The organism is Turicibacter bilis (genome assembly GCF_024499055.1).
GTDB classification, from domain to species: Bacteria; Bacillota_I; Bacilli_A; order MOL361; family Turicibacteraceae; genus Turicibacter; species Turicibacter bilis.
This window is the reverse complement of record NZ_CP071249.1, coordinates 2,196,468-2,219,187: the sequence shown is the minus strand read 5'-3', so window position 1 is coordinate 2,219,187 and position 22,720 is coordinate 2,196,468. Positions and strand designations below refer to the sequence as shown.

Annotated in this window: 19 protein-coding genes and 1 tRNA gene; all 20 read right to left on the bottom strand. The window is 33.1% G+C overall.

Going from position 1 to position 22,720, the window contains the following annotated elements:
• Positions 1–47 precede the first annotated feature (47 nt).
• Entirely contained in the window at positions 48–1,169 is a 1,122-nt protein-coding gene (locus tag J0J69_RS10685) for a DHHW family protein (protein ID WP_212726074.1), read from the bottom strand.
• Positions 1,170–1,183: 14 nt separating this feature from the next.
• Positions 1,184–2,596, bottom strand: a complete 1,413-nt coding sequence (locus J0J69_RS10680) for an MBOAT family O-acyltransferase (RefSeq protein WP_212724411.1) — start codon at positions 2,594–2,596, stop codon at positions 1,184–1,186.
• A gap of 70 nt (positions 2,597–2,666) precedes the next feature.
• Positions 2,667–3,191, bottom strand: a complete 525-nt coding sequence (locus J0J69_RS10675; protein WP_068759335.1) for a DUF4358 domain-containing protein — start codon at positions 3,189–3,191, stop codon at positions 2,667–2,669.
• Between the two features lie 214 nt (positions 3,192–3,405).
• Entirely contained in the window at positions 3,406–3,807 is a 402-nt protein-coding gene (locus tag J0J69_RS10670) for a hypothetical protein (protein WP_212724412.1), read from the bottom strand.
• A gap of 75 nt (positions 3,808–3,882) precedes the next feature.
• Complete coding sequence (locus J0J69_RS10665; RefSeq protein ID WP_237252709.1) at positions 3,883–5,343, bottom strand: phytoene desaturase family protein; 1,461 nt, start codon at positions 5,341–5,343, stop codon at positions 3,883–3,885.
• A gap of 99 nt (positions 5,344–5,442) precedes the next feature.
• Positions 5,443–5,910, bottom strand: coding sequence for an SsrA-binding protein SmpB (gene smpB / locus J0J69_RS10660; protein WP_055241956.1), 468 nt, complete (start codon positions 5,908–5,910; stop codon positions 5,443–5,445).
• Positions 5,911–5,933: 23 nt separating this feature from the next.
• Positions 5,934–7,430 (bottom strand): CapA family protein, encoded by a 1,497-nt coding sequence (locus tag J0J69_RS10655; protein ID WP_212724414.1) that lies wholly within the window; start codon positions 7,428–7,430, stop codon positions 5,934–5,936.
• A 29-nt stretch (positions 7,431–7,459) separates the two neighbouring features.
• Complete coding sequence (gene rnr / locus J0J69_RS10650) at positions 7,460–9,802, bottom strand: ribonuclease R (protein WP_055276028.1); 2,343 nt, start codon at positions 9,800–9,802, stop codon at positions 7,460–7,462.
• A 399-nt stretch (positions 9,803–10,201) separates the two neighbouring features.
• Positions 10,202–10,432 carry a preprotein translocase subunit SecG gene (gene secG / locus J0J69_RS10645; RefSeq protein ID WP_055241961.1) on the bottom strand — a complete coding sequence of 77 codons (231 nt, stop codon included), beginning with the start codon at positions 10,430–10,432 and terminating at the stop codon, positions 10,202–10,204.
• A 52-nt stretch (positions 10,433–10,484) separates the two neighbouring features.
• Positions 10,485–11,456: a sodium:calcium antiporter gene (locus J0J69_RS10640; protein WP_212724415.1), complete on the bottom strand. Its 972-nt coding sequence runs from the start codon at positions 11,454–11,456 to the stop codon at positions 10,485–10,487.
• Positions 11,457–11,572: 116 nt separating this feature from the next.
• On the bottom strand, positions 11,573–12,676 hold the full coding sequence (locus J0J69_RS10635) for an AI-2E family transporter (RefSeq protein WP_212726072.1): 1,104 nt from the start codon (positions 12,674–12,676) through the stop codon (positions 11,573–11,575).
• A 463-nt stretch (positions 12,677–13,139) separates the two neighbouring features.
• On the bottom strand, positions 13,140–14,429 hold the full coding sequence (gene eno, locus J0J69_RS10630) for a phosphopyruvate hydratase (protein WP_006785196.1): 1,290 nt from the start codon (positions 14,427–14,429) through the stop codon (positions 13,140–13,142).
• 266 nt (positions 14,430–14,695) lie between these two features.
• Positions 14,696–14,769: transfer RNA gene (locus J0J69_RS10625), tRNA-Thr, on the bottom strand.
• A 741-nt stretch (positions 14,770–15,510) separates the two neighbouring features.
• Entirely contained in the window at positions 15,511–17,052 is a 1,542-nt protein-coding gene (gene gpmI, locus J0J69_RS10620) for a 2,3-bisphosphoglycerate-independent phosphoglycerate mutase (RefSeq protein WP_055276022.1), read from the bottom strand.
• A 247-nt stretch (positions 17,053–17,299) separates the two neighbouring features.
• Positions 17,300–18,259 carry a DNA-binding protein WhiA gene (gene whiA, locus J0J69_RS10615; RefSeq protein ID WP_055276020.1) on the bottom strand — a complete coding sequence of 320 codons (960 nt, stop codon included), beginning with the start codon at positions 18,257–18,259 and terminating at the stop codon, positions 17,300–17,302.
• A 4-nt stretch (positions 18,260–18,263) separates the two neighbouring features.
• Positions 18,264–19,244, bottom strand: coding sequence for a gluconeogenesis morphogenetic factor MgfK (mgfK, locus tag J0J69_RS10610; protein WP_055304832.1), 981 nt, complete (start codon positions 19,242–19,244; stop codon positions 18,264–18,266).
• A 12-nt stretch (positions 19,245–19,256) separates the two neighbouring features.
• The gene (gene rapZ / locus J0J69_RS10605) at positions 19,257–20,126 is read right to left on the bottom strand and encodes an RNase adapter RapZ (protein WP_055276016.1); all 870 of its coding nucleotides are present in this window, start codon (positions 20,124–20,126) and stop codon (positions 19,257–19,259) included.
• A gap of 31 nt (positions 20,127–20,157) precedes the next feature.
• On the bottom strand, positions 20,158–20,631 hold the full coding sequence (locus J0J69_RS10600) for an NUDIX domain-containing protein (RefSeq protein WP_055241975.1): 474 nt from the start codon (positions 20,629–20,631) through the stop codon (positions 20,158–20,160).
• 174 nt (positions 20,632–20,805) lie between these two features.
• Positions 20,806–21,633: a putative manganese transporter gene (locus J0J69_RS10595; RefSeq protein WP_055304830.1), complete on the bottom strand. Its 828-nt coding sequence runs from the start codon at positions 21,631–21,633 to the stop codon at positions 20,806–20,808.
• A 157-nt stretch (positions 21,634–21,790) separates the two neighbouring features.
• On the bottom strand, positions 21,791–22,720 hold the full coding sequence (gene trxB / locus J0J69_RS10590) for a thioredoxin-disulfide reductase (RefSeq protein ID WP_055241979.1): 930 nt from the start codon (positions 22,718–22,720) through the stop codon (positions 21,791–21,793).

Here is a 22,720-nt window from a genome sequence, read left to right as displayed (position 1 = left end):
TGATTCCCTATACTGAATCACCCTTTTTATTAACGAACTTAAAATTACTACTTAAAGGCTTTTAATTTAACAAAAGTAGAATCCGTTCCGAATGTTGATAAGTTATATAAAAACAAAGCACGATCAAAATCATGTTCACGAATATACTCGTATGGATTCATATTAAAGTATCTTAAATCAATAAGATGGATTTCTTCAAAGTTCATCGCTAGAAATGGAATAAAGTTATGAGCATATGAATCTTTAAAAACAATGAGTTTCTTTCCATTTTTTATACTACTTTTTACAATAGTCAATGGATGATTACCATTGATAAACATTGAATACTTATCTTTCTGGTTTAAGTAATCATAGTTGTACAATCCATCTAAAACTTCATTTTGAGTATCCCAAGTAACGGAGAACTCAACTTCATCGTTTGGAATATAAAGCTGAATTGTATCAGGTTTTAAATGATGATTATTAGCTTTTGAGTAATATGTTCCGTAAAACTCAGTTGACACTGTTTCAACTCGATAATCTAAATAAGGGGTCATTCCCCACTCATTCATGAGTTGTTGATACACATAATAAGCACCTAGGGTTGTCCAATGATGATCGGTTTTATAATAGATATACTCATTTCTATGCTCATTTAACACATTATATGCATTCATAAAGTCAATGGTTAACTCATTTTTTGCGGTTTCTAACATCCTGGCTTGATCAAACGTTGGAGCAAATAAAGGAAGCTTATCCTCATATATTTTCACCGCAGTAGGAACTAAAAGAGCCGTTGTGTTTAAGTTAGGCATCTTATCATGAAAGATATTAATCGCTTGTAAATTCTTTTCAAAGTATGAACCCTCCTGCTTAAAAGCTTCTAATAAATAACCATCCTTTCCAAAGTAAACTCCATTATTCTCACCCTTTTGTAATAAACGTTCCATATCAGACTTTAGTCCAACCCACTCATCCTTCATGACAAATTGATCAGTCATATACTTATCAAACTTCTGTGTATAGCTTCCCGATAATAAGCTTTCAAAAGAAAACTGTGGGAACTGTTGAAGGGGGCGATTTTCAGTTTCAGAAATCTCACGATCTTTATCAACCACGTTTGCGATTGATAAACCAAAAATAAAGATTAAAAATATGCTAATCATAACTTTATTTTTTATAGCTTCCATCTCACCTACCTCCTTTAAAACCTAAAATATAAAAATGGATTATACGATGAATCTACTAAATATGCTGTGGAAAGAGTTAAAATTAAGAGACATGCCATTGGAATAATAATTAATTCAATAACCGAAGAGTATTTAGAGCGAATTAATTTATAATAAATCACTTTTAATAATGGAGTTGAAGCAATAACTAAAATAATCAATAAAATCATATTTGAGGTGAAATAGTAAAGTGTCGTTTGATTATACAGTGCGACATCTTCTAGGCTAAACATGACCTTGAAATAGGCCTTTAAGTGTGTAAAGTTATCAAATGCAAATAACCCCCAACCGATCAGTAATAAAAATAACGTATAAATATGTCGGATGATTGTTGGAAACTGATTTAACCACTTCATTAAAAAGGCTTTTTCAAGCGTAATAATCACACCAAAGTAAAGTCCCCATAAAACAAAATTCCAACTTGCGCCATGCCATAATCCAGTTAAAAACCAAACAATAAAGACATTAAAATAAGTGCGCCACTTCCCTTTTCGATTGCCACCTAATGGGATATAAACATAATCTCTAAACCATGTACCAAGGGAAATATGCCAACGACGCCAAAACTCAGTAATACTTTGTGAAATATACGGATAATTAAAATTTTCTAATAGTTCAAATCCAAACATCTTTCCAAGTCCAATAGCCATATCTGAATAGCCACTAAAGTCGAAATAAATTTGAAGTCCAAAGGCAATCACACCAAGCCACGACGTTAAAACTGAAAGATTTGACGTCTCTGTTGATGAAATTTGATCCCACAACAAACCAATATTATTTGCTAACAAAACCTTCTTTCCAAGTCCAATGATAAATCGTTGAACCCCATCAGCAAATCGGGCTTGAGTCTCTACTCGATTGTTTAATTGATCGGCAACAGTCTGATATCGAACAATCGGTCCTGCAATTAACTGTGGAAACATCGTCACATAGGCGCCTAAGCTAATAATATTTCGCTGCGCTGGTGCATCCTTTCTAAAAATATCGATAGTATACGACATTGTCTGAAATGTATAAAAGGAAATTCCAATTGGTAGAGCAATAGAAGGAATATTAAACTGTGCCCCTAATAATTGATTAATATTAGAAATAATAAAGCCTGAGTATTTAAAAAACATAAGCAATCCTAAGTTAATAAATACTGATGATAAAACAACCCGCTTTGCTTTCTTTGGTTGATCAGCATAATATTCAACCAATAATCCATGAATAAAGTCCACCACCGTAGAAAATAACATTAATAAAATATAGATAGGTTCTCCCCAAGCATAAAAGATGAGGCTCACTATTAATAAAATAAAATTACGACAGTTACGTGGAACAATAAAGTATAAGACTAATGTTAAAGGTAAAAAAACAAATAAGAAAACTAAACTACTAAAAACCAATGATTCTCATCTCCTCTCCTATTATATAAAAAGAAGATTGAGCAAAACCCAATCTACTTTTCTTTATTTATTATTTTACTTGCTCTTCGAAAACCTTAACAATTTCTTCCACTTGTTCACTTGTTACGTATAACACATAATTTCCTTGAGTTTGAATCTTATTTGCTTTTACTAACTCATATTGATCTGGTAAATAACGAGACCACATTTCATCTTGATCTGATAAAACTTTTTCATATGAAGCCTTAATATTTTCAGTTGACTCAGCATCTTTAGCTTCTGCAACAATGATTAATTCAGACTTAACATTCATCATAGGCTGTAAAATATATCCTGACTTGATATCTTCTGAATTAAAAATCCCTTCATACATTAACATTTCTTCTTCATTTGTCATGTCAGTTAAAAAATATCCAGATAATACCCCATCTTCTAAAGGCATATCATAAGCTTTTGATAATGTTTCTTGAATTTTTGTTATGATTTGTTTTGGTGATGTTTCACCTGTTTCTCCACCTTGTTCTGAACCTTTACTACATCCAACAGCTAAAACTGTGATTAATAAAGTCATCATTAATAATTTAATCTTTTTCATTTTAACTTCCTCCATTATTTAGTTCGTTTTTACTTAGAAACTTTTCTTCGTTTACATTAAATTAGACGACTGTCTTATGTATATTGTTCCATAATTTCATAAAATAATTAAATTTATGATTAAATAGTAACTTAAAACCTCTAGCTATGTTAAAAATATGACGTATAAAAGAGACTCCTTCATGAACAATTAGAGTCTCTTCCTGATGAGATTATTAAATTTGATAGGTCTTTAAAGCCTGGGCTAACCTAATAGGGCTAACACTTTGTTCATCCCCATCGACATAATATTCATAATTTTTAAAAAGCCTTAATAGATTAAAAAATAAATCTAAATCATCATCCAAGACATAAGTCGAATATAATTCACCATTAACTTTCACAGTAATTCTTTGGCGAACTAGATGTGTAATTTTAGCATCAGCAACCTCATAATATAGCTCAATCGTTTCGAACTGTTCCGGTAAGCTTTTAAGGAAACTAATTAATTTCAAGGCATCTTCATCATAAGGTTGTGATTCATTCGAATTAATGACAATAGTATATCTGATTAAAACTGGCTTTTTTAGCTGACCATTATTAAATTCGATAATGTTAAGTGTTTCAGTTTTTAACATATTATCCCCCCTTAATTTCTGACGATGCACAATCAATCATAGGCACTACCTCAAAAAGTATATGTTCGATGATTTTCAGATATGCTTACATATTTGTTTAGAAAGTTGTCTTGCAGATTTTAAAACGAGGGAAATTCCAGTTCCGGGATGTGTACAATCACCTACAAAATATAATCCCTTTAAATCATCACTTTGATGGTGGGGTCTAAAGTAATTCGTTTGAGTTAAATCATGACTCAATCCAAATGCAATCCCTTCATAACAATTAAAGTGTGTGGCTAAATCTACTGGGGTTAAGTATTTTTCTACTTCTACTAACTCTTTAAAATGTTCAATCTTTGTTACCTGAGCTAAAGCTTTATAAATTTGTTCTTTTAATAACAAGATAGTCTGCTCATTCCACTCAACATTTTGTGCCTTTAAGTTAGGCACTCGAATAATAACATTAATCACCTCACCATTAGTTGGAGCCATCCCTTCATCCATACGACTTGGAACATAAAAATAAAAAGAGGATTCTTTTGGTAACTTTCCATCAAAAGCAGATTGAATATTTTCTTTAAATGCTTGATTAATATAAATATTATGAATATTTAACATGGGAAGCCTTTGTTTAAGTCCTAAGTATAAGATAAAAGCAGAACATGATAAATGATATTCTTTTGGACGTATAATTGACTGTAATTCATGCATCACATAAGGTACCTGTGCATTGGCAATAATATAATCTCCTTTATCAATTCGATCAGATAACTGTATACCCAAAACACATTTATCTTCAATTACTAAACTTTCAACAAGTGAATTCGTATGAATAATTCCTCCCCACTCTTTAATCAGTTGCTCCATGACTTCCACAAGACGATACATCCCTCCCTTTAAATGCGGTAATCCATAAAATTGTGACACACCTGGTAATAAAGTATAAATAATTGAACAATCATAGGGCGACATTCCAATATACATTGTTTGAAAGCAGATATACTCTTTTAATTTTTCATCCTTAATAAATTTAGAAACATAATCATAAACATTACTCAATGGTTCTAACTTAAAAATTTCTTTTAAATGTTTAAATGTAAAAAATGATGAAGCTTGATCACACGATTGACTTAAAAACGCTTGATTAGCAAGTTGATATTTCTCATAAATATCACTCATTAATTGAAAATAGCCTACTGCATCTTTAGTAGAAATAGATTCTAATTGCCTATTTAATTTAATTAAATCAGTAGAAAAATCATAATAGGTTCCATCTTTAAAAAAGGTATAATATAGCGATTTAGGATAGCTTATTTCTATATAGTCTTCTAATCTCAATCCTAACTCTTCAAAAAGCAAATAAAACTCTTGAGGCATCATAGAAATCGTGGCGGTTAAATCAAATGTATATCCCTTTTCCTGAATACGATTAACTCTTCCTCCTACCTTATCTTCTTTTTCATATATAACTACTTCATATCCAGCATTTAATAATCTCAAAGCAGTGGCTAATCCTCCAATCCCTGCCCCAATAATAATGACTTTTTCCTTCATTAAAATCACATCCTATTTTTATTAGCAACAAACACCCATTAATATATCCCTAAGCAAAAAAGGTAATACATCGGAATCCAATGTATTACCTTTTTAAAATTAATATTTTTGACGATCACGTAATGCTTTTTCAATTTGACGATTAGCATCTTTTGCTTTTAAATCTTGGCGCTTATCATAATTTTTCTTACCTTTAGCAATCCCGAATAATAGCTTCGCATAACCATCTTTAATGTATAACTTTAATGGGATTAAAGAGTATCCTCCCATTTTTTGAACTCCAATTAAACGAGCAATTTCACGTTTATGAAGTAATAACTTTCTTGTACGAAGTGGATCGTGATTAAATCTATTTCCTTGCTCATAATGAGAAATATGCATATTGTGAACAAAAGCCTCATTACGCTCAATTCGAACGAATGAATCACGTAAATTAACTTTCCCCGCGCGAATTGACTTAATCTCTGTTCCCTGAAGAACTAATCCCGCTTCAAAGGTATCTTCGATGAAATAATCATGCCCAGCTTTTTTATTTTGAGCAATTGTTGATCCCACACCTTTTGGCATCTCTTCACCACCTTTTAAAAACTTTATTTTTCTAATTCACCATAAGTAATATAGTCAACAACATCGACATTTGGTGAGTAAGTCTCCATTAACGCTTTGATAGATTCAAAATACTCTGCTTGTGCAGAGTCAATCAATGGTACTAATCGATAACCTTTAGTTGAAGCTTCAGCATAATTATAAGTCGGCATAAACTGAGGTTGACCTATTTCAATTTTGACCCCATCACCAATTGTTGTTTTCTTAATATCAATCTTCATGATACCACCTACTAGGCGTTCAAGTCCAACCTGACCTGAAATAAAATTACCTAATGAATAAGCAACAACTGTTTCATTTCCATCTTTCCCAATTAAACGATCCATCGGTTGTAACACATGAGGATGGCTTCCGATAATCACATGAACACCTTGATCGGCTAGCCATTGAGCTTGTTCAATTTGTGCTTCACTTGGAGTATTTGAATATTCCACTCCCCAATGCATCGAAACGACAATCACATCAGAGACACTTTTTGCTTTTTCAATATCAATCGCAGCTTGTTCATAATCAAACTCATTCGCTAAATAAGATTTATCGTCTGGGACACGATAACCATTAAATCCATAAGAATAGGCCAATAAAGCTAATTTAATTCCGTTCTTTTCAATGACAGAAATCTGATCACGTTTTTCTTTAGAATCAGTTGATCCAGCCGTAATAATTCCCTCGAACATTTCCCAATTTTTCTCGGCAGCTAAAACTCCAGATTCCCCTTTATCTAACGTATGATTATTAGCACGAGCAAACATATTGAATCCAACATTAATTAAATCTCTTGCAATTTCATAAGGACTGTTAAAATTAGGATAAGAAGATAATCCAACTTCAACACCTCCAATATTTGTTTCTTGATTGGCAAACCCAAAATCTGCTGGCTCAATATATGGTTTTACATTTTCCAATAACGGGCTGAAATCGAAGGTATCTTCTTCTAAGCGAAAATCATTATAAACTGTGTCATGAAGCAAGATATCACCAACTGCTACCATTGTTGCATCATAGACGTGAATTTCTGGCCCTTGTGAAAAAGTAATTTCAATGATACCTTCATAAGGATTAGCATCATAACTGATAGGATAGCCTTGATTCACATCATTTGAATATTGTGGCTCATTATACACAATTTCTTTAGGATTAATTAGTTGTTCTTCCACTAACTGATTTAAGTAAGCTTTAATCTCAGATTCCGATTGACTTGAAACATCTTCTCCTTTAGAGAATGTTAAAACGACATCACACTCTTCGTTTTTATTACATTTTTCCTGGTTGGCAACAGTACCATATGGTACTGTGTCAGAGTAGACATTCTGATAAACAATTGTAATATCGTTGCCTGCCTCATAGTGCTTGACACGGTCAACATTCCATCCAATCATATCCGGTAGAACAAATGATTGAGCTAATACCAATAAACCAACCATGACGAATAAGAACAAAATGACATTACGCCACTTAATTGATTTTAGTTTCTTCATCATGACTTCCTTGCTCCCTTTCAGCATTTAAACTATTTTTTATTTTTCCCTTGCCCTACTGGCTTAGATCCTTTTGATTTTTTACGTTTTGGTTTAGGATTCTTAAACGTACTGTCCGATGGTTTCGATGATTTACGAGAACGCACTGGACGATAATCTTTTGTATTCCCTTTTCTATCTTTCGAACGATCTTTAGAGCGATTATTTCTTGAAGATGACGTTCCACGCGTATCAATACGTTTGAATCCACGTCTTTGACGACTTTTACTCATTCCAACTAATTGGAAATCAATCGTACGCTCCTCTTTGCTTGCTGCTGCAACGACAACTTTAACAATATCGCCTATTTTATAAATGGCCTTTGTACGGCGTCCAATTAATGCTAAGTTATCCTCGTCAAATTCATAGTAGTCATCCGTTAAATCATTCACATGAACAAGCCCTTCAATGGTATTCGGTAATTCAACGTACATTCCCCATTTCGTTACCGATGAAACAACACCTTCAAACTCTTCGTCAATAAATTGAGTCATATACTCTGCTTTTTTCATATCTTCTACTTCACGCTCTGCGTCGATAGCATCACGTTCACGTTTTGAGGTTTGTTCACCAATCTCTGGCATGATTGCAGTGTAATAATCTAATGTTTCTTTTGATAAATCTTGATCAAATAAATAGCGACGGATTAAACGGTGAACAATTAAGTCTGGATAACGTCGAATAGGTGATGTAAAGTGAGTATAAAACTCCGCTGCCAATCCAAAGTGTCCTAAACTTTCTTCACTATAGCGAGCTTTTTGTAAAGAACGTAGCATCATGGTATTAATCGCGGCATGTTCTGGTTTTCCATGAACAGCTTCTGTAATCATTTGAAGTGCTTTAGGATGAACATGATCTTTTGTTCCTTTAATTTCATAACCTAAAGCGCGAGCTAATTTGTAGAAACGTTCTAGCTTCTCTGGTTTTGGATGCTCATGGATACGATAAATAAAAGGGACGTCCATCCAGTGGAAATGTTCAGCCACTGTTTCATTTGCTGCTAACATAAAGTCCTCTATAATACGTTCTGCAATTTCACGTTGGCGTAATACCACATCAATTGGGAATCCATACTCATCGACAAGAATTTTTGACTCTTCTAAATCAAAGTCAATTGATCCGCGGTCATGACGTTTTTCGCGTAATATTTTTGAAAGATCATACATTAATTTAAACGTTGGAACTAATGTAGCATAACGTTCACATAATTCTGGATCTTCATCAATTAAAATACGATTCACATGATTATACGTCATACGCTCCGTTGTTTTAATAATTGATGGGAAGATTTCATGACTTACCACTTCACCTTTTGGTGAAATCTCCATTTCACATGTAATTGTCAAACGATCCACTTGTGGATTTAGTGAACAAATCCCATTTGATAAACGGTGAGGAATCATTGGAATTACACGATCAACTAAATAAACACTCGTTCCACGGAAGAAGGCTTCTCGATCTAATGGTGATCCTTCTGTGACGTAATAAGAAACGTCAGCAATCGATACCCCTAATAAATAGTTTCCATTATCAAGCATACGAACATGAACAGCATCATCTAAGTCTTTAGCATCATCACCATCAATTGTTACAATGGTTTCACCACGTAAATCACGACGCCCTTTATAACTTTCTGGGTCTGGTTCATTTGGAATTTCAGCTGCTTGTTGTAATGCTTCCGGACTAAATTCAGGCACGATATCATACTTATATACAACTGATAAAATATCAATTCCTGGATCATTTTTATGACCTAAAATCTCAGTAACTTCCGCTTTAACAACATTGTTTTCTAAATAATCCACAATGCGAACACGAACTTTATGATCCTTTACTGCGCCTTTCGTTTTATTCTTTGGAATGGCTACCACTGCATGATAACGTGAATTATCTGGTTTAACATAACCGACCTGCTTGATTTCATAATACGTCCCAATGAAATCTTTCATTCCACGTTCGAGAACTTGAGCGATTTCACCTTCTAGACTATCTCCTTTAGAAGAAGGTAAGATTTTAACTAAAACTGTATCTTTATGTAAAGCACCATTTAAATCTTCACTACGAACATATACATCATCCATGTCATCAATTTCAACAAATCCAAAACCTTTTGGATGAATGGAAATAATTCCTTTATAATATCCTAAATCACGCGCCAAATCATAGCGATCATTTTTAGAACGAACAACAATCCCTTCATCTTCAAGGGCAACCATTAATTTAACAAATTGCTTAAACGCATCTGTTCCTTCAATTTGTAAATATTCTACTAATTCATCAATCGTCATCGCCTCATACTGGCTTGACCCTAATAATTCTAATACTGTATTGCGCAAGTAGCACACCTCCAACTCATAACTTCTATTCTATCATAACTAAACAAACATTTAACCATTTTTTACTACAATAAGATAAAGTACATCATCTTACTTATCTATCACTAGTTTATACAAATGTGCTTATTTTATATCACTATTATCATCTCTATATGATAAAAATAACCAATATTTACGAAAAGTGACTAATCTCATTACTTAAAATCATTCTGATATAGGGAATTAAATGTAGGCTAAGATCATAGAAATATTAAATCAAAACAATAAAGAACGGCTGAATGATCATCATTTAAACGCTCCTCAAATATACCTTTTATATCTCTTAGACCCTACATAACCTTTATTAAAAATAGACTAAAAATAAAAAAACTCATATTCTAATTGAATATGAGTCATCTATTACTTCATAAAAATAATTAATCCTAAGATTAAGAAAATCACTGAACAGATATATGTCGCACGAACAATATAAGCTTCTGCTCCACGTTCTTTTTGATTTTTAAACAATTCACTATTGCCACCAGAAAGAGAATCACTTAACCCTTGTTTAGAACTTTGTAAGGCTACTAAAATAATTAGGATTACAGAGACAATCATAAATAAAACATCTACAACACCGTATTGAAACATCCTAAACCCTCCTTAGACTATAACAAAACTGTACCATATCCTACATACAATTTCAACCATTATTTAAGGATGCGACAATATAATAGAAATATATTCCAATAATCATTAAAGAAGGTAAAGCGTATAAAATTAAATTCTTAACTTCTTTTCTGACCAGCATATAAGTTAAAATAATCGACTCACTTAATCCAACAATCACAAGTAATGTATTAGAAGTATCCGCAATTTCAAAAATACTCCCCGATAAATAGAATAAATCAGTCAAAGCAATAATGGCGAAATTAAATAAATTACTTCCTACAATATTCCCAACTGCTAAATCATAATTCTTTAAACGAATTAGACTAATCAAGCTTGTCATTTCCGGCAAGGATGTTGCAACTCCTAAGAACATCGCTCCAATAAACGAGGATCCAATTCCCGTTGATTGAGCAATTTTATCTGTTGTAATAGAAATGAACAGACTCGAAAATACAAGAACGATAGCCCAAAAAATAAATTGAAAAATCAATAGAGGTAAAGAACAACATGATTGATCACAGCTACTATTGGCGTCTTCTTCATCTGAGATTAATCTTAAATTAATATAATATAAGATACCGATAAAGATGGATGAAATACCTACATGACCAATGCGCCCCATCGTCAAACTATAAAAACTAAATAAAATAATGAGGTAAATAACCGTACTAATAATATTTGTTTTTGTATTCGATTTTCCAGTATGATTAAATAGCATAGCTTTTATAAAAAACAAATTCCCAACTGCTAAGATAAAAATATTAAATGTATTACTTCCTAAAATATTACCAAATGCTAAATCGGGATTATTTAACATCGTTGTGGAGGAAATACTAGTAATTAACTCAGGAAGCGATGTCACCCCTGCTAATAAAATTCCACCTATTAACGCCCCACCCATTTTTGTTTGTTTATCCAACTCATCCACACAGGATGAGATGCGAATGGATGATACAACAACTATGATTGATAAAACTAAGTATTGTAATAATAATACTCCCATATAACAGATCCCCCTACTACAACTATAATCCTTTTAATGTCTTTAAACTGTATGATAAGGATTCTGACGATATGTAGCCTTCTCATTTATTCTAAATACTCGACAAAAAAAGTTCGCTATACGCGAACTTTTTGCTTCCATTCCTTTAACGCTTCAAATGAATAACGACAAACAATCTTTAAAATCCCTGCAATCGGGATAATAAAAATCATTCCAACGACTCCAAAAATTTGTCCTCCAATAATAATAAGTGTTAATAAGATAATTGGATGGAAATCAATAGATTTTGAAAAGACAAAGGGTTTAATAAAATTCCCTTCAATAAAATTCAAGGCCATCACTCCAAGAACAACATAAACAGGTGTCCAAACTGAAACCATTAATCCAAAGATAGCAGCTGGAATCGTTCCAATAATTTGACCGACATAAGGGATAATATTCAAAAAACCGATTAATGTTCCAAATACGATGGCATTATCTAATCCTATAATTGAAAAATAAATCGAAGCAATGATTGATAAGGCTAATGAAACTAACAATGTCCCAGAAACATAGCCTTTAACTACTTCTTCTGATTCTTTTAATACTTCAAAAACTTTATTCCATTTCTGCTTAATTAAAAAAATCTTAATCTGATCTCGAATCTCATAAAAATTCTTTAAAATATAATATAAAACAACTGGAACTAAAAAAATCATTCCTAGTACTAAGGTAAAACTACTACTAAATGAAGATATCCAATTCCCCATCTGATTTAAGACCTTAGAAAAAATTTCAAATAATTGAGAGTTTTGAGAAAAGAGTTTGCTAAAATCGTACTCATAAAGATTCATATAATCAAATTGCCACGTATCAAGTAATGTCTGAACCTTTTCCATTAATGCTGGAATTCGATTCATCACCTCTTGAGTGTTAATCACTAAATAAGGAATGAGACTAAAAATAGCATAGATAATTGCACCAATAATTGAAATAAATGTAATCAAGATCGAATAAGAACGTTTAATTTTTAACCGGCAAAAGAAATCAACGAGTGGATTTAATAGATAGGCAAAACAAATTGCAATTAAAAATGGGCAAATAATCATATTCAACATTGAAAAAACAGGTTTAAGAATTGGGAAAATTAATTTAATAATATGGATAACGACTAGTACACCAATCAAAATAATTAAATAATTAATCCATTTATAATTTAAAGATTCATGTGATGGTTTCATCAGACTCCCCCTTGTTTTAACTATGACTAGTTTATCATACTCTAAATATAATTGTATTATTTTGGATAAAAAATAAGAATATATTTTAAGATAGAACTTCATATATATAGAAACAGAAATGTATTTCATCATTCTATATCAGTCTTAGTTAATCGATTGCTTTAATACTAAGACAGACTATAGTCCAGCTAAAAGTTTTCCGATATGAAAAACTTATCTGGACTTATATATATCTATGAGGTGAAATCTATGTCGCATTTCTAGGATTAACCTTAGCTATCAAAAACTCCGGTACTAAGACATCCATCATACAGATCGATAATAATAGCAGTCAATTTTTTATACTTTCCAAAAATAATTACCTATTATCTAAGACAATAAGATACTTTTATACATAAAAAAACCTCTCTTCGTCGGAGGAAGAGAGGTTTTGATAGAGTCATTCTCTTAAAAAATAATTAAATTATTTTTTTAAGTTGTAGAATGATTTAACTCCGTTGTAAACAGCTTGTTGTCCTAATTCGTCTTCGATACGTAATAATTGGTTGTATTTTGCAATACGGTCTGTACGAGACATAGAACCTGTTTTAATTTGTCCAGCGTTTGTAGCAACTGCGATGTCAGCGATTGTAGCATCTTCAGTTTCTCCAGAACGGTGAGATACAACTGCAGTGTATCCAGCTTTCTTAGCCATTTCAATAGCTTCGAAAGTTTCAGTTAATGTACCGATTTGGTTAACTTTGATTAAGATAGAGTTTGCAACGTTTTTCTCGATACCTTCAGCTAAACGCTCAGTGTTAGTTACGAAGAAATCGTCTCCAACTAATTGCACTTTATCTCCGATTTTCTTAGTTAAGTAATCCCATCCAGCCCAGTCGTCTTGGTCTAAACCGTCTTCGATTGAGATGATTGGATATTTTTCGCATAATTCAGCGTAGAAGTCACATAATTCTTCAGATGTGAATACTTTTCCACCTTCACCAGCTAAAACGTATTTTCCATCTTTGTAGAACTCAGAAGAAGCAACGTCCATAGCGATCATAACGTCTTTACCTGGAACATATCCAGCTTTTTCGATAGCTTCTAAGATAACTTTGATAGCAGCTTCATTTGATTCTAAGTTTGGAGCGAATCCACCCTCATCACCAACTGCAGTGTTTAATCCCATACCGTGTAATACTGATTTTAATGCATGGAATACTTCAGCTCCCATACGGATAGCTTCTTTGAATGTTGGAGCTCCAACTGGCATGATCATGAACTCTTGGAAGTCGATGTTGTTGTCAGCGTGCTCTCCACCGTTGATGATGTTCATCATTGGAGTTGGTAATTCTTTAGAGTTGAATCCACCTAAGTAACGGTATAATGGTAATCCAACGAAATCAGCAGCAGCATGAGCAACAGCCATAGATACACCTAAGATTGCGTTAGCTCCTAATTTTCCTTTGTTTTTAGTTCCATCTAATGCGATCATTAAACGGTCGATTCCACATTGGTCAGTAACATCCATACCAACTAATTCAGGAGCGATGATGTCGTTAACGTTTTTAACAGCGTTTAAAACACCTTTTCCTAAGTAACGAGATTTATCTCCATCACGTAATTCAACTGCTTCGTAGATTCCTGTAGAAGCTCCAGATGGTACTAAAGCACGTCCGAATGATCCACTTTCAGTTGTTACTTCTACTTCAACAGTAGGATTTCCGCGAGAATCTAATACTTCGCGAGCATATACATCAACAATATAAGGCATGTATGACATCTCCTTCTTTTCTAAAATTTTCACACTTCTTATTATAATACATTTTTTTGCATATTAAAGACATTTTTACTTTGTAAACGCTATTTTTTATAAATTAAACCAATCTAATCTATTCCAAATAACGTTCACATCAGTGATTATGAAAACGAATGTTTTATTTATATGCCGTGAATAATATGAACTAAATAAGCAACTTTTATGCTTCAAATTAAAAAAATAAAAAAATCCAGCATACGCTGGACTCAATTATTCTAAAATGGTGCCGAGTGCGAGAATCGAACTCGCGACGACGCATTACCATTGCGTTATTTTACCACTAAACTAACTTGGCTTTTTACAATTACATTTTAACACATTTTACCTATTTTTAAAATAAAAATACTACTTTAACTTAAAATAACTGGCTCTCTTAAATCAAAAGATTAAGATTAAATCATTTAAAGTGCTAGCATAATGAAAGAAACAACTTATTAAATTAGATATCTCATCGGTAAAAACATTTTTCTTATTAGGAAAAATAGCTAATAAATTAAGGAAGGCTCTTATTTAACTCCTATAAACGATATATAATGTCTTTAACACCTAGTCTTTATTTGGTTATGAAGGTAATCAACTGCAGATACGATTCAACTCGACGCTAATATTATTACTTATAAAGACTTAAACGATTTAGAAGTCCTCTACGATTAGTTTGATGGAGAGGTTCGTAAAGAAGAACTTTTTTATAAAGAGATTGGTTACGGATGAAGTCTTATAAATCTTTAAAGAGCTTTATCCTCTTTCCAAATTAAAAAATGAAAATGATTAATCACTATAATAACTCAGATGAGTGATAAATATATACTAACAATAAAAGGCCTTATTTTTAAAAAAATTACAAATTAAGGTTCTGTTTTAAAAGAGTGTTGATATTTCTTTAAAACATACTAATTTACTTAGATCATTGTTCGATAACTACAAGATACAGTAGTTAATATCAATGTTTTTAAATATCAACATTTGTCTAAAACACAGGATAAATTAAAAAGGACGCTGCTCATTAGCAACGTCCTTTTATAACTTATTAAATCAATTATTTAATAATTGATTTTCCTGTCATTTCAACTGGTTGTTCTACACCTAATAACTGTAACATTGTAGGAGCTAAATCTCCTAAGTTTCCACCGTCGCGTAATTCGATTCCTTCTTTAGTTACGATTACTGGAACAGGATTAGATGTATGAGCTGTGTAAGCTCCACCATTTTCATCTTCTAATTTTTCAGCGTTTCCATGGTCAGCAGTGATGATTGCAACTCCACCTTTAGCGATGATTGCATCTACTACTTTACCTAAACACTCATCTACAGCTTCTAATGCTTTAACTGTTGCATCGAATACTCCAGTGTGTCCAACCATGTCTGGATTAGCAAAGTTTAAAATGATTGTATCATGAATATCTTTGTTGATTTCAGCAACACAAGCGTCTGCTACTTCGTAAGCTGACATTTCAGGTTTTAAATCATAAGTTGCAACTTTTGGCGAGTTAATTAATACACGAGTTGCTCCTTCGATTTCTTTATCTACTCCACCGTCGAAGAAGAATGTTACGTGAGCGTATTTTTCAGTTTCAGCGATACGTAATTGTTTTAATCCGTTTGCTGAGATAACTTCTCCGTAAGTGTTAGCTAAATCTTGTAATCCGAAGACAACTGGTCCTTTAACAGCATCTCCATAAGACATCATTGAGATGAAGTAAACATCTTTAGGTCCTTTAGATGGATCTAATGCTGGCTTACCTTCTTTAGCATAGTTCGCTACGTTTTCTGGATTTGATAAAGCGATTGCGATTTGTTGTGCACGGTCAGGACGGAAGTTAGCGAAGATTACTGTATCTCCATCTTGAATTAATCCATTTGCATCAACAACGAATGGAACAACGAATTCATCTAAGATATCGTTTTTGTAAGAAGCTTCCACACCAGCTTTAGCTGATTCGAATTTTTCACCTGTTCCTTGAGTCATTGCATCGTAAGCTAATTGAGTACGATCATAGTTTTTATCGCGGTCCATTGAATAGTAACGTCCTGAAACAGTTGCTACTTTTCCAATTCCGATTTCAGCTAATTTAGCTTCTAAAGCTTCTACGTATTCTAAAGCTGATTTTGGAGCAGTGTCACGCCCATCTAAGAATGCATGTACATAAACTTCTTTTGCACCTTGAGCTTTTGCAGCTTCAACTAATGCATAGATATGTTCATTGTGAGAATGAATTCCACCTGGAGATAATAATCCCATCACGTGAACTTTTTTATCATTTTCTAATGCATGCTTGCATCCTTCAGCGATAACTGGATCATTCTTTAACTCACCGTTTTTAACTGCTAAGTTAATGCGAGTTAATGATTGATAAACAATACGTCCAGCACCTAAGTTTAAGTGACCTACTTCTGAGTTACCCATTTGTCCTTCTGGTAATCCAACACCTAATCCAGACGCCTCTAATGTATTATGAGGGTATGTATTGAATAAACGATCTAAGTTTGGCATTTTAGCTGCTTTAACTGCATTTCCAGCTGTTTCATCGCGTAAACCAAAACCGTCTAAAATAATTAATGCTACAGGTTTTTTAGTCATAATGTTACCTCCTTCATCTTATCTAATTTATAGTATACTAAACTTTAATTCACAAGTACAAGATTATCACTAATGTAAGCGGTTGTTATTTTTGTGCAAAATCATCTTTAGTATGAGCGAATTATATTATTATATGCAGTTATCATTGTATATAATAAAAACCTTATCCATAATTAAATATTACAAATAAGGCTTAATCTTCTGTTTCTAAGTTGAAACGATTAATAAGAATCATCTCGCTTTAGTTTTAATTTTCTTCTGAACGTTTTTGTTGATTTTCACGAATTTCCTCAGCCATTTCTGATAATTTACGCATACGGTGATTGATCCCTGACTTAGTCAACTTCATCCCGCGTTCCGTAGCAATTTCACTCAAATAACTTAAGTTTTCCTCAGGAAACTCTAATCGCAAATTGGCGACATACTGCAAACGTTCTGGTAACGAATTTATTCCATAAACAAGGTCAATTAGTTCAATATTATCAATTTGACGCTGAGCAGCTGCAATGGTTTTAGTTTCATTCGCAATTTCACAATTATTGAGACGATTCTCTGAATTACGAATATCTCTAAAAATTCGAACATCTTCAAAGTTTAACACTGCATTATACGCTTCAATTGCACGTAAGAAATCACTAATTTTTTCTGCTTCTTTAATATAAGTGATGTATCCTTTTTTACGTTGCAACACACGCGCATTCAAATCAAACACATTTAACAAGTCTTTCAAATCCTCTGCATGCTCTTCATCTAGTGTAAAAATTTCAAAATGGTATGAAGACGTTTCAGGATTATTAACAGAACCACCTGCTAAAAAAGCTCCACGCATATACGCTCGCTTACAACAATCATACTCAATTAAATTTTTAGCAATGCCTAAAACAAATCCCGTATCAGACATAATTCCTAATTCAGTTGCAATGTCACGAGCATTTTTCTTAATGCGAATAATATAAACATTATTCTTCTTAAGTTGCATCTTCTTTCTCGATAATAAGTCAACCTCAGTATCAAATAATTGCTTAATTAATTGTAACGTTCGACGTGCAATAGCTGCATTTTCTGTTGCGAAATCAAGAACTAAACCTTTATTTGATAATGAAATAACTCCATTCATTCGAATAAGGGCTGATAATTCTGCTTTCGCACAACAATCGTCTGACTGGATTTGAACTAATTCTTTTTTCGTTTCAGAAGCGAATGACATTGTATCACCCCTCCCTTTTTTCCTCTATATCTAATAATAACGAAAAGATAGTCGCTGCTACTTTTTTCGTATTATGACGAACTTCACCTACATTATTGTAAGAAACTAAACGACTTTTAATAACTTCAATATTCATTTTATGTAATTTTTTTTCATCTATTAAAACGACATCAGAATGTTGATCACAATAACGCTCATAAGTTTCATCATCAATTTCTTCATCATTCACAATGATTTTATCAATAAATGCATGTCCTGCATGCTCATGAAGTGCAAGCACATGATCAGATGCACTATATCCTGTCGTTTCTCCAGGCTGAGTCATGATATTACAACAATACACGCATTCTGCGGATGTTTTTACAAGTGCTTCCGAAATTTCAACTAGTAACAAGTTTGGAATAATACTCGTATATAAACTTCCTGGTCCTAATAAGACTAAATCGGCTTCCATAATAGCCTCCACAGCCTCATCAAGAGCTCTTGCATCTTCTTTTGTATAATAAACGCGTTTAATTTTTTTTTCGATTGTAGGAATGAGCGATTCGCCTTGAATGATTGTACCATCATCATACTCGGCACACAAGCACAATGGAGTGTTACATACTGGTAACACACGCCCTCTAACTTTTAAAACCTCACTTAATTTTTGAATAGCCGAAGCAAAATCTCCTGTAATATTCGTCATCGCTGCAATTAATAGGTTTCCAGTTGGATGCCCTGCTAAATCTGTCTCTCCCGTAAAACGATACTGAAATAACTCTTGTACAAGCGGTTCAACTTCAGATAAAGCAACTAAAACATTTCGAATATCTCCTGGGGGGGGAACATCAAAATCAGTTCTTAAACTACCCGAACTTCCTCCATCATCCGCTACTGTTACAATTGCGGTTATATCGATAGGGTATCTTTTTAATCCTCTTAAAATAGTTGATAAACCGGTTCCTCCACCAATGACCGCTACTTTTAAATCATATTCTGCCATACTTATTCCCCCCTACTTTTTATGCGCACGGTGAATATCGCGGTGTGTTGCATTTGTTTTATAATCATTTTCAAATGCATGTGATAAATATTCCGCAATTGCTACCGAACGATGTTGTCCTCCTGTACATCCTATTCCAATAATCACTTGCGACTTCCCTTCAGCTTTATACTTAGGAATTAAAAATTGTAACAAATCAATTAGCTTGGCTAAAAACGTCGTTGTTTCCTCAAAGCTCATAACATATTCATAAACACTTTCATCTAACCCTGTTTGTGGACGCATTGATTCAATATAAAATGGATTCGGTAAGAATCGAACATCGAACATAATATCCGTGTCAATTGGTGTTCCGTGTTTAAATCCAAATGACATGAAAGTCACACTGAAATAATCATTATCAATATTTCCATACTTTGTAATAATTTGTTGTTTTAAATCTTTAGCTGCTACTCCTGTTGTATCAATCTTGAAATCTGAAATATCTAAGATCGGCTTTAATAATTCTCGTTCAGTATGAATACCATCTAATAAATTTGTATCACGTGATAATGGGTGTGTGCGTCTTGTTTCTTTATAACGCTTGACTAAAGTTGCATCATCAGCATCTAAATATAAAACATGAACATTAACAAAATGACTATCTTGTAAAAAGTATAACATCTCATCAATGGAATCAAAATCTAATGATCTTAAATCAATAACCACAGCTAAATTAACGTCATGCTCACTTGTTCCCATAATCAAATCAGTTAACTTAGGTAACAATTTAGGTGGAAAATTATCAATACAATGATATCCAACATCTTCTAGACTATTTAATACAACACTTTTTCCAGCGCCACTCATTCCAGTTACAATTAATAAATTAATCTTTTTCATCTAGATATACCCTTTCCTCTATTGAAAATATTTAAATCGCTGCTTCTACCGTAACATCATAACTTGATATAATTTTAATTAAATCATACGAAGGTGTGTAAAATTGTGTTGATACCATCGGCCCATTATGACTAATTAAATGCTTAATAATGAAACGATCACCTTCAAACATCGGTAACTCATCAATTTTATCAATATCGTGCCACTCTAACGTTCCCTCACGATTTACCTTATTCAACACGCCAGTTGCATCTGTTCCTTTAATCGTATACAACATCCATTCTTTTTGATTAGATTCTTCTTCAACAACAACTGTTGTCACAGCCCCTAGCTCCACATTCTGTAACTTTAATCCTGTCTCTTCAAAAAATTCACGGCAACCTGTCTGAAGCACATTTTCACTAAACTCAGCTTTTCCACCTGGTAAAAACCACTTTTGTCGACTTTGTTTAAATAAAAGAAGTATCTTATCATCTTTCAATAATAAACTATTTGCTACACGCATCGTTTCACCCTCTTTCATTATGAATATTATAACATATAAATAAGAAAATAGAAAAAATGATAGTGGACTCAAGTGAATGGTATACTTCTCTGTACTATTTACATGTGATTAGAAAAATAATCATACTAAAACAACTATACATTATATGTTAAAATTAATACAATGATTATTCTTTTAACTCAATATCACTAAACAATTTAATATCACTCCAATAACCACACTCAATACGTATAACACGCAAACAATCTTTAAATTTTCCGAGATCGGTCTATTTTCCTTAAATAAAACTAATAAACCTGCTCCTGCCCCTGTACAGAGTCCCGCGACAACTGCTCCAAAACTAATCATCCCTTCAAGGTAAAGCTGCGTAATCAAGATAGATGAAACACAATTAGGAACTAAACCAATAGCTGCTGAAATAAAAGGTTGCCATTTATATGCTCTCAACAACCACTGCTCAAGCACATTCTCTCCAATAACCCAAATAACTACATTCATCAAACAAGTCATAATAAATAAAAAGACAACTACTTTTAATGAACGACGGATCGCACTCATAACTATATTAGATTCATGACAATCACATGCCTTTGAACACTTTAATAAGCTATACGTATTTCTCTTCGGTTTGACATCAAAAACTTTATCCACAAAGCTACCAATCAAAATAGCATAAATAATCTTTACCACTAACAATAAAATAATAAACGCCCCTTGATCCCGATACGTTAACATTAGCGGAATGGCCTCATCAGAAGTTGAAATAAAAACGGATAATAACGTTCCAAGCGTAATGCTCCCAGCTGCATATAAACTTGAAGCGGCTACTGAAGCCCCACATTGAGGAATACATCCACCAATAGCTCCAAGTACCGGACCAAGACGATGATTTTTTAAATACGTTGTTCGTTGATTTCCCATAAATTCAAAAACAACATAAACTATAACCAATAACGGCCATATTTTTAGCGCATCGATGAATGCATCCAATACAAATTCCACTTTATCACTCCTCTTTATCAAAAAATAAAAAAGAAAACTTAGTAATCAAATGAATAGTGATTATAAGTTTTCTTTTTATTACTTTTATTAATTTCTTAATATAAAGGATACATTTAATTTTGCGATGTGTTTGTTAGTTATTAATAATCTCTAATTACTATCGAAGATTTGTTTCAATATATTTGAAAGCAGACTGAGCTGCAATTGCACCGTCATTAACAGCAGTTACTACTTGGCGAAGTTCTTTACTAATAACATCTCCCGCTGCAAATACTCCAGGAACAGGCGTCATCATTGCATGATCAACTGTGATATATCCAGCCTCATCTGTTACTTCTAATTCTTTAATCATATCTGTAATTGGATCTAATCCAATATAAATGAAGGCACCCTCTGCTTCAATATCAGAAACTTCATCTGTTTTAACATTCTTAACTTTTACTGCTCCTAATTTCCCATTCGTTTCTTCAAATGACTCAACAACTGAATCCCAAACAAATTCAATCTTATCATCAGCAAAAGCACGCTCTTGTAAGATTTTTTGAGCACGTAATTCATCACGACGGTGGATAACTGTTACCTTCTCTACTAATCCAGCTAAATAAATAGCTTCTTCAACAGCCGAATCTCCCCCACCAATCACAACAACTTTTTTCCCACGGAAGAATGCTCCATCACAGACAGCACACCAAGAAATTCCACGTCCAGATAACTCACTTTCACCTGGGACATTTAATAAGCGATGTTTTGTTCCTGTTGCAACGATAATTGTTTTCGCACGAACTGTATGGTCACCACAATCAATAATTTTTGTTCCGTCCTCAGCAACTGTAACATTTTCTACATTTCCATATGCATATTCTGCCCCTGCCGCTTGAGCATGTTCAAACATTTTCATCGATAAATCTGGACCCGAAATTTTTTCAAATCCTGTATAGTTTTCAATCTCAAATGTATTCACCATTTGGCCACCTGGTGCTCCACGTTCAATCATCACAACAGATAAACTAGCACGAGCTGCATAAATAGCTGCTGTCATTCCTGCAGGACCAGCGCCGATAATCGCTAAATCATAAATCTTTTCCAT

What these genes read in the sequence shown, in the direction of transcription:
- trxB (WP_055241979.1), bottom strand. Translation starts at nt 22,720, where the DNA reads ATGGAAAAGATTTATGATTTAGCGATTATCGGCGCTGGTCCTGCAGGA.
- whiA (WP_055276020.1), bottom strand. Translation starts at nt 18,259, where the DNA reads ATGTCATTCGCTTCTGAAACGAAAAAAGAATTAGTTCAAATCCAGTCA.
- secG (WP_055241961.1), bottom strand. Translation starts at nt 10,432, where the DNA reads ATGTTTCAATACGGTGTTGTAGATGTTTTATTTATGATTGTCTCTGTA.
- J0J69_RS10685 (WP_212726074.1), bottom strand. Translation starts at nt 1,169, where the DNA reads ATGGAAGCTATAAAAAATAAAGTTATGATTAGCATATTTTTAATCTTT.
- J0J69_RS10640 (WP_212724415.1), bottom strand. Translation starts at nt 11,456, where the DNA reads ATGGGAGTATTATTATTACAATACTTAGTTTTATCAATCATAGTTGTT.
- J0J69_RS10655 (WP_212724414.1), bottom strand. Translation starts at nt 7,430, where the DNA reads ATGATGAAGAAACTAAAATCAATTAAGTGGCGTAATGTCATTTTGTTC.
- rapZ (WP_055276016.1), bottom strand. Translation starts at nt 20,126, where the DNA reads ATGAAAAAGATTAATTTATTAATTGTAACTGGAATGAGTGGCGCTGGA.
- J0J69_RS10670 (WP_212724412.1), bottom strand. Translation starts at nt 3,807, where the DNA reads ATGTTAAAAACTGAAACACTTAACATTATCGAATTTAATAATGGTCAG.
- smpB (WP_055241956.1), bottom strand. Translation starts at nt 5,910, where the DNA reads ATGCCAAAAGGTGTGGGATCAACAATTGCTCAAAATAAAAAAGCTGGG.
- J0J69_RS10665 (WP_237252709.1), bottom strand. Translation starts at nt 5,343, where the DNA reads ATGAAGGAAAAAGTCATTATTATTGGGGCAGGGATTGGAGGATTAGCC.
- J0J69_RS10635 (WP_212726072.1), bottom strand. Translation starts at nt 12,676, where the DNA reads ATGAAACCATCACATGAATCTTTAAATTATAAATGGATTAATTATTTA.
- J0J69_RS10675 (WP_068759335.1), bottom strand. Translation starts at nt 3,191, where the DNA reads ATGAAAAAGATTAAATTATTAATGATGACTTTATTAATCACAGTTTTA.
- J0J69_RS10600 (WP_055241975.1), bottom strand. Translation starts at nt 20,631, where the DNA reads ATGCGTGTAGCAAATAGTTTATTATTGAAAGATGATAAGATACTTCTT.
- gpmI (WP_055276022.1), bottom strand. Translation starts at nt 17,052, where the DNA reads ATGACTAAAAAACCTGTAGCATTAATTATTTTAGACGGTTTTGGTTTA.
- eno (WP_006785196.1), bottom strand. Translation starts at nt 14,429, where the DNA reads ATGCCTTATATTGTTGATGTATATGCTCGCGAAGTATTAGATTCTCGC.
- mgfK (WP_055304832.1), bottom strand. Translation starts at nt 19,244, where the DNA reads ATGGCAGAATATGATTTAAAAGTAGCGGTCATTGGTGGAGGAACCGGT.